General features: G+C 74.4%; 12 protein-coding genes and 1 tRNA gene. 5 read left to right on the forward strand and 8 right to left on the reverse strand.

What is annotated here, in order from left to right; translation table 11 throughout:
- Nucleotides 1-54: 54 nt before the first annotated feature.
- Both ACGF07_RS12235 and ACGF07_RS12240 read right to left on the reverse strand, forming a co-directional pair.
- On the reverse strand, nucleotides 55-1125 hold the full coding sequence (locus ACGF07_RS12235; protein WP_392897627.1) for an RNA ligase family protein: 1071 nt from the start codon (nucleotides 1123-1125) through the stop codon (nucleotides 55-57).
- Nucleotides 1126-1187: 62 nt separating this feature from the next.
- Nucleotides 1188-1829 carry a TetR/AcrR family transcriptional regulator gene (locus tag ACGF07_RS12240; RefSeq protein WP_392897629.1) on the reverse strand — a complete coding sequence of 214 codons (642 nt, stop codon included), beginning with the start codon at nucleotides 1827-1829 and terminating at the stop codon, nucleotides 1188-1190.
- Nucleotides 1830-1945: 116 nt separating this feature from the next.
- On the opposite strand from ACGF07_RS12240, the gene ACGF07_RS12245 reads away from it, so the two are divergent.
- Nucleotides 1946-3352, forward strand: a complete 1407-nt coding sequence (locus tag ACGF07_RS12245; RefSeq protein WP_392897631.1) for an amidase — start codon at nucleotides 1946-1948, stop codon at nucleotides 3350-3352.
- A gap of 223 nt (nucleotides 3353-3575) precedes the next feature.
- Here the strand turns inward: ACGF07_RS12245 and ACGF07_RS12250 are convergent, their stop codons facing one another.
- Nucleotides 3576-5186 (reverse strand): hypothetical protein, encoded by a 1611-nt coding sequence (locus ACGF07_RS12250; protein WP_392897633.1) that lies wholly within the window; start codon nucleotides 5184-5186, stop codon nucleotides 3576-3578.
- Nucleotides 5187-5401: 215 nt separating this feature from the next.
- On the opposite strand from ACGF07_RS12250, the gene rfbB reads away from it, so the two are divergent.
- On the forward strand, nucleotides 5402-6484 hold the full coding sequence (gene rfbB / locus ACGF07_RS12255; RefSeq protein ID WP_392897635.1) for a dTDP-glucose 4,6-dehydratase: 1083 nt from the start codon (nucleotides 5402-5404) through the stop codon (nucleotides 6482-6484).
- Here the strand turns inward: rfbB and ACGF07_RS12260 are convergent.
- The gene (locus ACGF07_RS12260) at nucleotides 6472-7083 is read right to left on the reverse strand and encodes an NADPH-dependent FMN reductase (protein WP_392897636.1); all 612 of its coding nucleotides are present in this window, start codon (nucleotides 7081-7083) and stop codon (nucleotides 6472-6474) included. The genes rfbB and ACGF07_RS12260 overlap by 13 nt on opposite strands.
- Before the next feature lie 51 nt (nucleotides 7084-7134).
- On the reverse strand, nucleotides 7135-8046 hold the full coding sequence (locus ACGF07_RS12265) for an NADP-dependent oxidoreductase (RefSeq protein ID WP_392897638.1): 912 nt from the start codon (nucleotides 8044-8046) through the stop codon (nucleotides 7135-7137).
- Nucleotides 8047-8291: 245 nt separating this feature from the next.
- Between ACGF07_RS12265 and ACGF07_RS12270 the strand changes: the two genes are divergently transcribed.
- Together ACGF07_RS12270 and ACGF07_RS12275 are read left to right on the forward strand one after the other, a co-directional pair.
- Nucleotides 8292-9845: a sensor histidine kinase gene (locus ACGF07_RS12270; protein WP_392897640.1), complete on the forward strand. Its 1554-nt coding sequence runs from the start codon at nucleotides 8292-8294 to the stop codon at nucleotides 9843-9845.
- Nucleotides 9842-10321 carry a GerMN domain-containing protein gene (locus tag ACGF07_RS12275; RefSeq protein WP_392897642.1) on the forward strand — a complete coding sequence of 160 codons (480 nt, stop codon included), beginning with the start codon at nucleotides 9842-9844 and terminating at the stop codon, nucleotides 10319-10321. The genes ACGF07_RS12270 and ACGF07_RS12275 overlap by 4 nt, the downstream gene beginning before the upstream one ends.
- A 102-nt stretch (nucleotides 10322-10423) precedes the next feature.
- On the opposite strand, the gene ACGF07_RS12280 is transcribed toward ACGF07_RS12275, so the two are convergent.
- Nucleotides 10424-10507: transfer RNA gene (locus ACGF07_RS12280), tRNA-Leu, on the reverse strand.
- A 396-nt stretch (nucleotides 10508-10903) separates the two neighbouring features.
- Between ACGF07_RS12280 and ACGF07_RS12285 the strand changes: the two genes are divergently transcribed.
- Nucleotides 10904-13933, forward strand: a complete 3030-nt coding sequence (locus ACGF07_RS12285; RefSeq protein ID WP_392897644.1) for a LodA/GoxA family CTQ-dependent oxidase — start codon at nucleotides 10904-10906, stop codon at nucleotides 13931-13933.
- Nucleotides 13934-13948: 15 nt separating this feature from the next.
- Here the strand turns inward: ACGF07_RS12285 and ACGF07_RS12290 are convergent, their stop codons facing one another.
- Nucleotides 13949-14092 carry a DUF397 domain-containing protein gene (locus tag ACGF07_RS12290; RefSeq protein ID WP_392897777.1) on the reverse strand — a complete coding sequence of 48 codons (144 nt, stop codon included), beginning with the start codon at nucleotides 14090-14092 and terminating at the stop codon, nucleotides 13949-13951.
- Nucleotides 14046-14948 (reverse strand): Scr1 family TA system antitoxin-like transcriptional regulator, encoded by a 903-nt coding sequence (locus ACGF07_RS12295; RefSeq protein ID WP_392897646.1) that lies wholly within the window; start codon nucleotides 14946-14948, stop codon nucleotides 14046-14048. The genes ACGF07_RS12290 and ACGF07_RS12295 overlap by 47 nt, the downstream gene beginning before the upstream one ends.
- Between the last annotated feature and the right edge of the window lie 46 nt (nucleotides 14949-14994).

The following is a 14994-nucleotide window of genomic DNA, read 5'->3' on the forward strand; positions in this document are numbered from 1 at the left end:
GGCGCCGTGCGGTGACGGGTCGGCCCGCGTTGAGCGGGACCTCTCCGGGCCCCTTCAGCAGCCGCGCCGGTCCGCGGCGTCGAAGGCGGCGAGCACGCCCGCCCCCGGCTCCAGGGCGCGGCGCAGCGCGGTGCGGACGGGTTCCTCCAGGCCGCCCAGGGCGCCGGCGAGTTCCTCGGCGACATCGTCGGCGATCTCCGCCGCGACCGCATCGGCGGGCGTGCGCGGACCGAGCTTGCTGACGGCCGCGGCGGCGCGGGCGGGGGTGAGCAGGGCGGCCGCCCGGACCAGGAGCCAGGCGGGGACTCCGGCGGCGCCCTCGGGCGGAGGCAGGTACGGGCGGGCGCCGTCGTAGCGGCCGTCCTCGGCGAAGGCCTTCTGCTTGACCTTCACCACCGGGCGCGGCGCGTCCGTCTCGGACCACTCGCCGGCGGGCTTGAGGACGTAGCCCTCGGCGAGGTTCCCGGGCAGTTCGGGCAGGCCGAACAGGGCGGGGACGCGGCTGGGGAAGGAGACCGGCAGGTCCTGAAGGGTGGTCAGCGGACCGCGGCCGAGCAGGGGCACGCAGCCGAGCCCGGCGAGGGCGGCGGCGGAGCGCAGCTCGCGGTCGGAGACCCAGCGGCGTCCGGCGGCCGTCTCGACCGTGGCGTCGAAGGGCAGCCAGTGCAGTCCGGGGGCGTACCAGACGCCGGTCTGCACGGGCTCGGCACCGGCGACGGCGGATACGTCGGGGTGGGGGTAGCGGCCGCCGACCAGTTCGCCGTAGACGGTGACGGTGGCGGCGGTGGCGGTGGCGGCGCCACGTTCACCGTCCGCCCGATCACCGCCCCCTCGTTCGCCGTCCCTCCGCCCGGCGAGGACCGCCGCTGCCAAGCGCCCCGCGGCGACGGCGAGTTGCGGCCAGATCCGGCTGACGCCGAAGAAGGCGTCGAGGTCGCCGTCCGCCAGCAGCTCGCGGCGCTTCGCCGGCCGCACCGCGCCGCCCTCGCACACCACGGCGAAGTGCGCGCCGTGCACCTTCTCCGTCGCGCTCCACTCCCGCCCGCCGGGCGCGCCGGACCCGCCCCGCGCGGGGATCTTCGGGTAGGGCCGCAGCTCGGGCCGTTCGAACGCCGTCTCGGACACGGTCAGATCCTCGCCGGGGCGCCCGCGCACTGCAACGGCCTTTCGCGGCCCGGCCGGTGGGCTCAACCGCGCGCCCAGAGCCGGGCCAGGTGCGCATGCAGCAGTTCCTCCGCCTCCCGCGCCGTCCGGTGGCCGATCAGTACGTGGGCGGTGAGCCCGTCGGCGAGGGCGAGCAGCGTCCGGGCCTCGCCCCTGGCGTCGACCGGAGCCACACCGTCCGAAGCCGCGTCGACCGGAGCCGCGCCACCCGAAGCCGTGTCGCCCGCGGCGGACGCCTCCGCGACCAGCCGGGTCAGCAGCCCTTCCAGGTCCGCGTAGCCGTCCCGCAGGCCGGCCGCCAAGGCCGGGTCGACGGCCGCGGCGGCGAGGAAGGCGAGCCAGGTCCGGGCCTGCGCCCGGTGCTCCTCCCGCAGCAGCGCGACCTCGCCGACGACGTGTCCGACGGTGCTCGCCGCCGACTGCGCCGGAGCGGCGAGCAGCCGCGCGCGGGCCCGCTCGGTGACCTGCTCGCCGATGTGGGCGAGCGCGAAGCGGAGCATCTCGTCCTTGCTGCGGAAGCAGCGCTGGACGGCCCCCATCGAGACCTCGGCCCGGGCGGCGACGTCCCGCAGGGTGACGCCTTCCAGCCCCTGGGCGTCGATCAGCGCGCACACCGCCTCGGCGATGTGGCGACGGCGTTCCTCGTGGTCCACCTGCCTGGGCACCCGCGCCCACCCCCTCCTCTTCCTCGGCGGATCCGCCGCCCGCTTAATCCGATGCAAGCGTATCGGACCCGGACTATCGTTCCGATGCAACCGCATCAGAACCCTGGAGGCCCCCCGTGTGGAAGCTCCCCGCCACCGCCATCGCCGCCGCCGTCCGCGCCGGCGAACTGTCCGCCCTGGAGGTGGTGGACGGCCACCTCGCCCGGATCGCCGAGGTCAACCCGCACGCCAACGCCGTCACCCAGCTGCTCGCCGACCGCGCCCGCGCCGCCGCCCGCGACCTCGACCGCCGGCGCGCCGCGGGAGAGGCCCTCGGCCCGCTCGCCGGCGTGCCGTTCACCGTCAAGGAGTGCACCCGCATCGAGGGCGTCCCGACCACCTTCGGCACCCCGCGCTTCCGCGGCCTGACCGCCCCGGCCGACGCCGTCCCGGTGGCCAGGCTGCGCGCCGCCGGGGCGGTCCCGATCGGCCACAGCAACATGCCGACCCTGGTCCTGGCGGGCATGCACACCCGCAGCGAGCTGTACGGGGACACCCGCAACCCCTGGGATCCGACCCGCACCCCCGGCGGCACCAGCGGCGGCGACGCCGTGGCGGTGGCCACCGGCATGGCCGCGCTCGGGCTGGGCAACGACTCCGGCGGCTCGGTCCGCATCCCCGCCGCCTTCTGCGGCGTCGCCGCGCTCAAGCCCACCACCGGGCGGTTCGCCGCCGACCAGCGCGCGTTGGGCCCGGACGACCCCGGCCCCGCCTCCCAACTCCTCGTCACCGACGGACCGTTGGCGCGCACCGTGGCCGACCTCCGGCTCGCCTACGAGACCCTGGCCGGCCCCGACCCCCGGGATCCGCGCGCCGTCCCCGCGCCGTTGTACGGCGACCCGCTCGACGGCCCGCTCACCGTCGCCGTCGTCGCCGACCCGGGCGGCCACGGCGTCCACCCCACCGTCCGCCGCGTCGTCGAGGCCGCCGCCGAAGCGCTGCACGAGGCCGGGTACGACGTCCGCGAGGTTCCCGACGTGCCCCGGCTGGACGAGGCCCTGGACGCCTACCACCGGCTCGCCGTCACCGAGTTCGCGCCCACCTGGCCCGCCGTCCGGCAGCTGCTGGGCGAGGGCGGCGACCGCTACATCGAGCTGACCATGCGCAGCGCCCCGCCCGCCGACGCCGCCGGGCTGATCGCCCTGATGGGCACCTGGATGAACATCCGCCGCTCCTGGACGGAGTTCCTCGACCGGTACCCGCTGCTCCTCGGCCCGGTCTTCACCGAACCGCCCGTCGAACCCGGCCTGGAGTCGCGGGACCAGGCGGGCCGCGACCGCGTCGCCTCCGCCATGCGGCTCTGCTCGGTCACCAGCTTCGTCGGCGTCCCCGCCGTGGCCGTCCCCACGGGCCCGGCCGAGGACGGCCTGCCCACCGGCGTCCAACTGGTCGGGCGCCCCTTCCGCGAGGACCTCTGCCTGGCCGCCGCCCAGCACCTCGAGGACCGCCTGGGCACCCTGACCCCGATCGACCCGCGGCCGTAGCCCTCCCGGCTGGCCCGCTGCGCTGGTCGCCGCCGGTCCGCAGGCGGACTCCTCGGCGCGCTGCCGGAGTCGACCGCGCCGACCGTCCGGTCCGCAGGCGACTCCTCGGTCCGCAGGCGGACTCCTCGGCCCGGCCGCCGACGTCGGCAGCGCCGGCCGCGCCCGCCACCCGGACGTCGCGCCGAGGGCCCGCCCGGGGACGGACGAGCCCTCGGTCACCGGGTCAGCGCAGGACGCCGAGGTCCTTCGGGTCGGTGACGCCGCTGAAGGTCAGCAGGTGCCGGTCGGCGGTGACGGCGTACAGGTCGGGCTTCCCGTCGCCGTCGCCGTCGCCCGAGCTGCCGAGCGTCGGGTACTCGGCGACCGGGAAGGTGCCGATCACCGTGCCCGCCGCCGGGTCGGCCAGGGCGGCGAAGTCGTACGTGCCGTCGGCGCGCTTGGCGATCGGGTACGTGCGCAGCTCTCCGGTGGCCCGGTTGCGCGACCAGAGCGCGAGCGAGCCGTCGGCCGCCTTGCCCGGGGCGACGAGGTCGTACCCGGCCCAGGCACCCGAGGTGGAGAGCCGCACGAAGGTGTTGTAGTCGTACAGGGGAGCCGGATCGGTGAACAGCCAGAGGTTGCCGTCCTCGACCGTGAGGATCGAGGTCCGCTGGTCCGCGCCGAGCGCGCCCAGCGGCACCAGCTGGGTGGCCTTCGACCAGTCGGCGTTGAAGCCCTCCGGGAGCACCGGCGGGTCGAACGGGTTCACGTCCCGTCCGAACGAGATCACGCCGCGGGCGAAGCCGCCCATGTCGAAGTTGCGGTAGAGGCTGAGGTTCGCGCCGCCGGGCTGGTGGGCGATCAGGTCGTCCACGGGTGCGTGGGCCCGGTCCCAGCCGCGGTGCAGCAGCTGCACGCCGTTCCACCCCGCGCCACCCGGCGCCCGGACGGCGGCGACGGTCGAGGTCGGCGCGGTGGTGGTGGCGTCCGCGCTGATGATCTGGAGGTTGCCGGCGGCGTCGGGCAGCAGGATGTCCGGGACGCCGTCGCCGTTGACGTCGCCGGGGGCGACCGGCGGGTTGGGGTTCGAGGGTGCGAAGAAGGTGTAGCTGACCGGCGGGGTGGTGTTGCCCGCCTTGTCGACGGCCTGCACGGTGAGGACGTTGGTGCCCCACTGGGTCGGCCTCAGCCGGAGCGTCGCGGTGCCGTCGGCGCCGGCAGCCACGGTGCCCGCGCCCTGGCACGGCGAGCCGACGCTCATCGTGCCGTTCAGGACGTACTGGTAGCAGGCCACGCCCGAGCCCTGGTCGGTGCCCTTGAGGGTGAAGGTTCCGGTCTGGCCGGCGTACTTCAGCGGGGTCGCCCCGCTGCCGGACGCCGGGAAGTCGGTGGACTCGACGGTGAACTGCGGAGCGGTGGCGTCGATCCCGAAGTGGCAGGCCGCCGTCGGCTTCCCGCCGCCCGGGCCGTAGTCGGGCCAGACCTGCCAGGAGTAGCCGGCACCCTCGGCGAGGCCCGTGGGCCGGACCTGGACGGTGCCGTCGCCGGCCGTCTGCGCGGTGTGGTCGAAGACCTTGTCGCCGGCTGCGTTCCACACCTTGAAGCGCGCGCCCGGCGCGGTGGTGCGCGCGGTGAGCGTGGGCTCGCCGGTGGTGATCCAGCCCGGCGCCGTGGTGTCGTCGCAGGCGTCGGTGGACCCGCCGGTGGCGAGCGAGCCCGGGCTCGGGACGGCCTTGGGGTCGGTCACGGCCGACTGCCCGCCGTCGGCGGTGGCCGTGGGCACACCGATGGTCATCAGGACGACGGCGGCGGCGCCGAGCGTGGCGGCCAGACGCCCGCCCATGGTCGCTGACATGCAGTTTCCCCCCGTGTTCGAACGCGTTCGGTCTTGTGGCGGGAGCACTCTGTCAGTGGGCAGCACCGGCGTCAAACGCATTGCGGGAGGGGTACCGGGCGGGCAGCGGTTACCCTCGGCCCAGGTCGCCGCCAGGCCCCCCGGCCGCCCTCAGGAGTCACAGGAGTCCCCATGGCACAGTCCACCACCGCACGCGCCGGAGACCGGGCGGCCGCATGAAGCTGCTCGTCACCGGGGGTGCCGGGTTCATCGGCTCGCACTTCGTCCGCACCCTCCTCGACGGGGGCTACCCGGGGCACGAGGAGTCCCGGGTGACCGTCCTCGACAAGCTCACCTACGCCGGGAACCGCGCCAACCTGCCCGCGGCGCACCCCCGGCTGGAGTTCGTCCGCGGCGACGTGTGCGACGGCAGGCTGCTGGCCGGGCTGCTGCCCGGACACGACGCGGTGGTGCACCTGGCCGCGGAGTCGCACGTGGACCGCTCCGTGCTCTCCGCGGCCGAGTTCGTCCGCACCAACGTGCTGGGCACCCAGACCCTGCTGGACGCCTGCCTCGCGGCGGCCGTGCCGCGCTTCGTCCACGTCTCCACCGACGAGGTCTACGGTTCGATCGCGGAGGGCGCGTGGACCGAGGAGTGGCCGCTGCTGCCGAACTCCCCGTACGCCGCCTCCAAGGCCTCCTCCGACCTGATCGTCCGCTCGTACCACCGCACCCACGGCCTGGACGTGTCGATCACCCGCTGCGCCAACAACTACGGCCCGTACCAGCACCCGGAGAAGCTGATCCCGCTGTTCGTCACCAACCTGCTGGAGGGCCGGAGCGTCCCGCTGTACGGCGACGGCCGCAACGTCCGCGAGTGGCTGCACGTCGACGACCACTGCCGGGCGATCGCCCTGGTGCTCGACCGGGGCCGGGCGGGCGAGGTCTACAACGTCGGCGGCGGCGACGAGCGGACCAACCTGGCCGTCACGGAGCGGCTGCTCGACCTGTGCGGCGCCGACCGGTCGAGCGTGCGGCGGGTGGCCGACCGCAAGGGCCACGACCTGCGCTACGCCCTGGACGGGACGAAGATCCGCGAGGAGCTGGGCTACTCCCCGCGGATCCCGTTCGAGCAGGGCCTCGCCGACACCGTCGCCTGGTACCGCGACAACCCCGGCTGGTGGAAGCCCGCCAAGGCCGGCCGCCCCGCCGAGTCGGCCCGCCCCGGGCCCGGCAGCGGCAGGACCGGCAGCGACAGGACCGGCAGCGGTCGAACCGGCAACGGCCGAACCGGCAGCGGGGCCGCTCAGCCGTCGTAGGGGCGGGCGGCGCGCCCCTCGCGCAGGGTCAGGCCCCACCAGGCCAGCTGGTCGAGCAGGACGGTGGCGGCCTTGGCGACGCCGTCGGCGTCGTCGGGGCGGCCCTGCTCGTCGAACTTCTCCCAGGCCATGTGGAAGCTGACGGTGTCCCGCAGGGTGACGGCGTGCAGCTCGGCGAAGACCTGGCGCAGCTGCTCGACGGCCCGCTGGCCGCCGACCATGCCGCCGTAGGAGACGAAGCCGACCGGCTTGGCCCGCCACTCGCTGTAGACGTAGTCGATGGCGAGCTTGAGGGAGGCCGGGTAGCCGTGGTTGTACTCGGGGGTGATGACGACGAACCCGTCGAGGCCCGCGATCCGCTGGGCGAGGGTCAGCGCACCCGGCTGCGGCTCGTGGGCGTCCAGGGTGAGCTTCAGCTCCTCGACCAGCGCGGGCTCTGACAGGTCGATGACGTGGACCTCCATGTCGTCCCGCCCACCGATCTGGGAGAGGAACCACCGGGCGACCTTGTCCGCGAAGCGGCCGGTGCGGACGCTGCCGATGATGACGCCGATCTTCAGTGGGGCGGCGGTGGCGGCAGAAGTGGCGGTGCTGGTCATGTGTACTCCGTGAGGTGTCGGTCGACTGGACGTGCGGACAACGGGGGTGGCTCAGCCGGTGATCAGGACGATCTTTCCGCGGCCGTGGCCGGTCTCCAGCTCGCGGTGGGCCTCGGCGGCCCGGGCGAGCGGGAGGGTCCTGCGGATGTGGATGGTGAGCTTGCCGGCGGCGGCCAGGGCGGCCAGCTCGGCGAGCCGCTGCGGGGAGCGCCGGCTGCCGATCCACCGGACGCCCAGCTCCTGGTAGACGTCGAAGGCGAAGATGGTGCCGACCCGGTCCTTGTCCTTGACCAGCTCGGCGGCGACCCGGAGGCCGTCGGCGCTGGCGGTGTCCAGGGCGGCGTCCACGCCGTCGGGGGCCGCGGCGCGGACCCGGTCGATCAGGCCCTCCCCGTAGGTGACGGGGACGGCGCCGAGCTCCCGCAGGTAGGCGTGGTTCTCCTCACGGGCGGTCGCGATCACCTTGGCACCGCGGGCGACCGCGAGCTGGACGGCGACGGTGCCGACGCCGCCGGCGGCGCCGTTGATCAGCACGGTCTCGCCCGGGGCGACGCCCAGGAGCTCGATCGCGGTGTGAGCGGTCTGACCGGAGGCGGACAGGCAGCCGGCGACCTCCCACGGCAGCGCTCCGGGCTTGGGCACGATCTGGTCGGCGGGGGCGACGACGTACTCCGCGTAGGTGAGCTGGGTGCGGTAGCCGAGCACCTCATCGCCGACCGCGAGGCCGGTGACGCCCTCGCCGAGCGCGTCCACCACGCCGGCGAAGTCGCCGCCGGTGACGTGCGGGAAGGTGATGGTGAACCCGGGCGGGTTCCAGCCCTGGCGGACGGCGCAGTCGGTCGGCTGGGCCCCGGCCGCCTTCACCTTGACCCGCACCTCGCCCGGGCCCGGCCGGGGTGTCGGCAGCTCCATCAGCTCCAGGACCTCGGGCCCGCCGAACGCGCGGAACGCGACGGCCTTCATGGTGGATCCCCCTCCGTGTCGATGCAGTTGGCCCCGGGCGTCCCCTTCGCCCGGGTGCAGAGCGACGATAGAGTCTCAAGTCGACTTGAGGTCAAGGAGGCCTGGCCGGGGCCGTTCCCGGCGCCGTCCCGCCGGCCACCCGGTGCGTGTTTGCGCAGGTCAGTGCCGGATACTGCTGCCATGGCCCGGGCACTGGTGATCGATGACGACTCCGAACGCGGTTTCGGCTACCGTTGCGGACCGCTGTGACGATCGCCCCCGCTCCCCCGACCGAGCGCCCCGCTCCCCAGCCGGACCCGCACCCGCCCCGCCTGGTCCGGCTGCGCCGCGCCGTCGGCGGGCTGCGCCCCCGGCTGGTGGTCGCGTTCGTCGCCGTCGCCGCCCTGAGCGCGCTGGCCACGGCCGTGCTCACCTACCGGGCCGCGACCACCTCCACGCTCGACCTGACCAAGGACACCGCCCTCGACGAGCTGCGCCGCCGCATCGACGTCCTGGCCCCGGCGCTGCCCTTCCCGCCGACCAGGAGTGAACTGGACCGCCTGGCAGGCCAGTTGTCCGGCACCGACGGGTTCCGCGACTGGCACGTGCTGGCCTCGTACGACACCGGCGCCGGCAGCGGCACCGGCACCGGCACCGGCACCGAGCGTTCCCAGTGGACCCAGCCGGTGGCCGTCCCGCCCACCCTGGAGGCGACCGTCGGCCGGGGCCGGGCCGCCTTCCAGCGCTTCACCTCACCGGACGGCCACCCCTGGCTCGCCGTCGGCGTCCCCGTGACCTACGCCGCCACCGCCCCCGCCGGCCAGGCCGGCACGCCCTCCGGGCTGACCGTCTACGCCGCCCTGCCGCTCGACCGCGAGCAGAGCGCCGCCGACGCGCTGCTCGCCGGCGCCGCCGGGGCCGGCGTGCTCGTCGCCGTCCTCGCCGCCGGGCTGGGCCTGCTGGCCGCCCGCCAGGTGCTGCGGCCGGTCCGGGCCCTGGGCGACGCCGCCCACGCCCTCGCCCGGGGCCGGCTGGACACCCGGCTCACCGTCACCGGGCACGACGAACTCGCCCAGCTCTCCAAGACCTTCAACCACACCGCGCGCACCCTCCAGGGCACCATCGAGGAACTGCGCGCCGTCGAGTCCCAGGGCCGCCGCTTCGCCGCGGACGTCTCCCACGAGCTGCGCACCCCGCTGGCCGCGATGCTCGCCGTCACCGACATCCTCGACGAGGACGCCGAGCACCTCCCCGCCGACACCGCCACCGCCCTGCGCATGATCAGCAACGAGACCACCCGCCTCAGCCGCCTCGTCAACGACCTGATCGAGATCTCCCGCCTGGACGCCGGCGCCGCCCCGCTGCGCGCCGAGCCCGTCGACGCCGCCACCGCCGTCCGCGAGACCCTCGACCTGCGCGGCTGGAACGACCGGGTCGAGCTGGACCTGCCCGCCGCGCTGCCCGTCCGGCTGGACCCGCGCCGCTTCGACGTCATCGTGGCCAACCTGGCCGGCAACGCCCTGCGGCACGGCCGGCCGCCCGTCCGGGTCGCCCTGCGGGGCTCCCGGGACGGCCTCGTGCTCACCGTCACGGACCACGGGCCTGGCATTCCGCCCGCCGAACTGCCGCACCTCTTCGACCGGTTCTACAAGGCCGACCGGGCCCGGGCCCGCTCCGAGGGCAGCGGCCTCGGCCTGGCCATCGCCCAGGAGAACGCCCGGCTGCACGGCGGCCTGATCGAGGCCGCCAACTCCCCGGACGGCGGCGCGGTGTTCACCCTCGTCCTGCCCCGCGGCCTCGACCCGGAGGAGGACCGGTGAACATCCCCGGGCGCCTGGCCGCCGTCGTCGCCGCCCTGCTGCTGGCCTGCGGCTGCTCGATCTCCACCACCGGCCCGGTGCGCAGCGGGCAGCCGGCCACCGGCATCGAGCCGGGCATCCGGCTGTACTTCCTGGACCAGCACGGCATCCGCCTGGCCATCCGCCCCGGCACCCGCCGCGAGGACCTCCAGCAGACCCTGAACACCCTGGTCAGCGGGCCGGACCAGGGCGAGAAGCGCTCCGGCCTGTACAGCGACCTGCCGGCGGGCGGCCGCGTCCAGGCCACCGTCACGCCCGGCGCGGTGACCCTGCGCCTGTCCTGGTCCGCCGCCTCGCTGTCCTCCCCCGCCGTCCAGCAGCTCGTCTGCACCGCCGAGGACGCCCCGACGACCGGCCCCGTGCCGAGGATCGCGATCGTCAGCAGTGACGCCCCCTCCGCCATCCAGCAGGAGTGCGACCTCCACCGCACCGGCTGAACGCCGGCCGGAGGACGACCGGAGGCCGCCCGAGGCCCCGGGGAGGGAGGAGGAACGAAAAGAAGCGGCCGGCCGACCCGAAGGTCGACCGGCCGCTCTCTGTGCGCGAGGGGGGAGTTGAACCCCCACGCCCTTTCGGGCACTGGAACCTGAATCCAGCGCGTCTGCCTATTCCGCCACCCGCGCATCTGGGTGATGGGTTAAGCATAGACCATCCCCAGGGGTGCCTCTGACCACCGCCTGGTGGCGACGAGACGCCCCGGAGGAAGCCGGCACGGCAGGACGGCGCCAGGACACCGGGACACCGGGGCACCGGGACGCCGGGGCACCAGGGCACCAGGGCACCAGGGCACCAGGGCACCGACGACGCTGCCACCCGCGCCCGCCCCCGGGCCAGCGCTGCTGACCGATTGGAGTGACCGGCCCCGCGCCGGGCCCCGGCCCTGCTCGTTTCGGGCGTAGCTCGCCGCGCCGCCCGCCGCAGCCCTGTGCACGCTTGACCGGGGTCCGGAAGCCGAGCCCGGCGTCGGCTCCAGCGGTCCACCGCCCCAGGGCCCACCACCGCACCGACGGGAGCGCAGCATGACCAGGACCCCCGAACCCTTCGACGACGCCGCCGGGCCGCCGCCCCTGCCGGGCTGTGCCGAGGACCCGGCCGGTGCCCTGAAGCGGATGTTCGTGGACCTGACCCAGGGCGCCCGGACGGCCCGCGGCCAGGACCCGGTCAAGCGGCCGGTGTTCCTCAAGCCGCACGGCGTCGCCCGAGGCACGCTCACCGGCGCCGAGGACCTGCCGGCGGACCTGCGCGTCGGCTTCCTGGAAGCCGCCCGCACCCGGCCGGGCGGCCTGGACGCGTGGGTGCGGTTCTCCAGCGACACGGTGCCGGGCAGCCCCGACCTGAGGACCACCCTCGGCATCGGCGTCAAGCTGTTCGGCGTGCCCGGCCAAAAGCTGCTGGAGGGGTACGCCGAGGCCGGCACCCAGGACCTGCTGCTGCAGAACCACGACGTCTTCTTCGTCGACACCGCCCAGGACATGTGCGAGTTCACCCGGGCCGGTGTCGTCGACGGCGATGTCGACCGGTACCTGGCGGCCCACCCCGTCACCGCCGAGATCCTGGCCGCGATGGCCGCGTTCGAGGCGAGCGCGCTGACCGCCGCGTACTGGAGCGTGCTGCCGTACGCCTTCGGGCCGGACCGCTTCGTCAAGTACAAGCTGGTTCCCGCCGGTTGTGAGCCCGCCGACCCGGGCGCGACCCCGCCCGACGAGGACCCGGGCTACCTCGCCGCCGACCTCGCCCACCGGCTCGCGGCCGGCCCGGCCGCGTTCGACCTGATGCTCCAGTTCCGCACCGACGACGAGGCGATGCCGCTGGACCGGGCGACGGTGCGGTGGGAGGAGTCCGCGAGCCCGCCCGTCCGGGTCGCCCGGCTGACCCTCCCGCAGCAGGACGTCTCCGCCCGGGGCCAGGCCGCGTACGGCGAGAACCTCGCCTTCAACCCCTGGCACTGCCTGGCCGAACACCGCCCGGTCGGCAGCATCTCCGACGCCCGCCGCACGGTCTACCTGGCCTCGGCCGAGCAGCGCCGCGACGTCAACGGCGTTCCCACGGCCGAGCCCGGCCCGGCCCGCCCGCAGCTCACCCCGCCGCCGGCCCGCGACACCCGGATCGTCCGGGCCGCCGTGCACCCGGCGATCGGCATCGCCCGGGTCGGCGACAGCACCATGGACGACTTCGTGCTCGCCCCCGAGGTCGACGACCCGCCGCCGCTGCCCGTCGGCAGCTACAAGGACGTCACCGGCGCCCTGAGGCGGCAGGCCGTGCGGTTCCGGGTGTACGGCTACAACGCCGCCGGCGAGCCGGTCGCCGAACTGACCGCCGACAACGCCGACCTGCGCTGGAAGGTGCACGTCGTCAACTCCAAGGCCGCCTGGTACCAGTTCCAGATCGCCCTGGACATCCCGGAGGCGGCCCAGGCCGACCCCAGCAACCTACGCAACCCCACCGTCCCCGCCGACCGGCGCAAGGACCTCCTGGTCATCGACCCCGGCCCCCGCTGGGTGCGCGGCCGCAACCGCTCCGGCCGGCCCGAGTACGCCTTCGACACCGGAACCTTCATGGGCGAGCCGGTCTACCTCGGCGAGCTGCGCACCGACGACAGCGGCCGGCTGGTCTTCCTCGGCGGCCGTGGCGCCTCCGCCTCGGCGGACGGCAAGCCCGCCGACACCTTCGCCAACAACGACGGCTGGCACGACGACGTCTCGGACGGCCCCGTCACCGCCGAAGTGAGCATCGGCGGACGCCCGATCCCGGTCGAACCCGCCTGGGTGGTCACCGCCCCGCCCAGCTACGCGCCCGAACTCACCTCCGTGCGCACCATGTACGACCTCGTCCGGGACGCCTTCGTCACCGAAGGCCGCCTCCCCGAGCCCGCCAAGGTGTCGTTCACCAGGGACGTCCTGCCGGTGCTACGTGCACTGTGCGAGCTGCAGTGGGTCAACAAGGGCCTGGCCGTCCAGTTCGGATTCGACGGGCGCGAGGACCTGCTCGCCCGACTCGACGACCTGTCGGATCCGTCCCCGGCGCGGCGGGAGTTGCGCCGCCAGGCCTGGCTGGCCGTCCGCGACTACGACCGCGACGGCATGTCCCCCGTGCCCTGGCCGGCGGTGTACGGCGACGCGATGAACATCCCGCCCCAGTCCGTGCGGCAGCACGTGACGCTCTCCGCACTCCAGCGCCGGCTGCTCCAGCGGTGGGCCGACGGGGACTTCACCGACGACTACGACCCGCACGCGACGCCACCCGCCACCCTGGACGACGTCCCGTTCGCCGACCGGCCCGCGACCCTCGACCGGGCGGCCCTGTCGTTCTGCCTCGCCGACGCCTTCCACCCCGGCTGCGAACTCACCTGGCCGATGCGGCACACCACGATGTACAGCGCCCCCTTCCGGATCCGCCCCCGCGACCCGGACAAGCCCGACCCCTCCTACGGCCCGACGCTCACCCCGGAACTGGCGCTCTCCTTCGACGGCCCGCTGTACGGCCAGGCGCCCGGCGACCTGACCCGGTGGATGGCGGTGCCGTGGCAGACCGACACCGCCAGCTGCCGGGCCGGTTACGAGTACGGCTCCGGTCTCGGCCCGTACGACCCGTACCTGCCCACCTTCTGGCCCGCGCGGGTGCCCAACCACGTGCTCGCGGAGGAGGACTACGAAGTGGTGCTGGACACCGCGCGGCCGCTCGCGGACCGCCTGGTGGCGTTCGGGAGGCGTCGGACCTGGCTGCGCTGGCTGCCCGCGCCGTACCTGGAGAACATCAACGCGATGGTGCGGGACTTCGGCAAGCTCGGCGTGGTCGAGCGCCGTCCGGGCCCCACGGACGATCCCCGGCTCCCGTCGGAGGTCCTGGTGGAGTCGGAGGTGACGTTCCCGCGCGAGCCCGCCCCGCCCGCCGGGCGCAGCCTGGTCACCGTGCACGTGGACGCCGGAGCCGACCCCGCCCTCGGAGCCGCTGCGCTGGCGAGCGCGGCCACCTTGGCGGAGGCCCCGGACGAGGAGGTCTCGGTCGGGTTCATCGACAAGGTCAAGCGCCTGCGGCCGCCCGGTCGGTAGAACGGGTGTCGGCCGTCAGTCGAGCGGGAACTCGCCGGCCTGCACACCGGAGAGGAAGGACTCCCAGGCCGAGGCGGGGAAGACCAGGACCGGGCCGTGGGGGTCCTTGGAGTCACGCACCGGGACGGCGCCGGGCAGGGATTCGAGGGCTACCTCGATGCAGTTGCCGCCGTTGGTGCCGCTGTAGCTGCTCTTCCACCAGACGGCTGTGCCGAGCTCGTTGCTCATCATCTTTGAACCCCTCCAATGCCTCGGCAATCAGCCGTAGCGACTCACCCTCTGACAGGCATTCGCCACGAAGCCGATCATAGCGACGCTGATGCCTGACGACGGTGGTGGAATCATCGCTCAAGTGACCTCGGTCGAGGCTCTCCGAGTACACCAATCGCTGCCCGTCCGGCAGCTCCAGCAACACCATAGCCGTGTCAATGACAGTGCGCCGAGTCGAAAACGGCGCCACGTGGATGACGATGTTCCGGAGCTGGGCCACCTTCAGGAGGTGTTCCATCTGGCACCGCATCACGCTCGGTCCGCCCACCACCGTCCGGATCGCACTTTCGTCGAGGATGACGAGCAGCAACGGCCCGTCAGGCACGAGGAAGCGGCTCTGTCGACTGATTCGGGCTCTGGTGAGTTCCTCGACTTCCTTCGAGTCGCCCGCCGCATCGCCGGCCGCGAAGACTGCACGCGCGTACTGCGGGCACTGCAACAGGCCGTACATCACGCTGTCCTGGTACGCCCGCACCCCGATGGCGATCGCTTCCTGGTCCACGTACTCCTCGAACCAGTCCGGGTGCTCGATCGACGCGTTCCAGTCGACCCGGCCGTACAACCGCTTCAACAGGTCGCCGGTGTTGAACAGCCGGTCGAGCGCCTCGACTTCCTCGAGGGACGGCTTGCGCCGACCGCTCTCGATCCGCGAGATCACCGTCCGGTCGCAGTGGAAGAGCTTGCCCACCTCTCCCTGCGTGAAGCCCGCCGCCTCACGCGCGTAGCGAATCTCCTCGCCGAACATGATCGCGGAGCTCGCCGTGGTCCCCCGCTTGCTCTTCCGGTGTGCC

This window comes from Kitasatospora sp. NPDC048194 (assembly GCF_043202455.1).
Taxonomy (GTDB): domain Bacteria; phylum Actinomycetota; class Actinomycetes; order Streptomycetales; family Streptomycetaceae; genus Kitasatospora.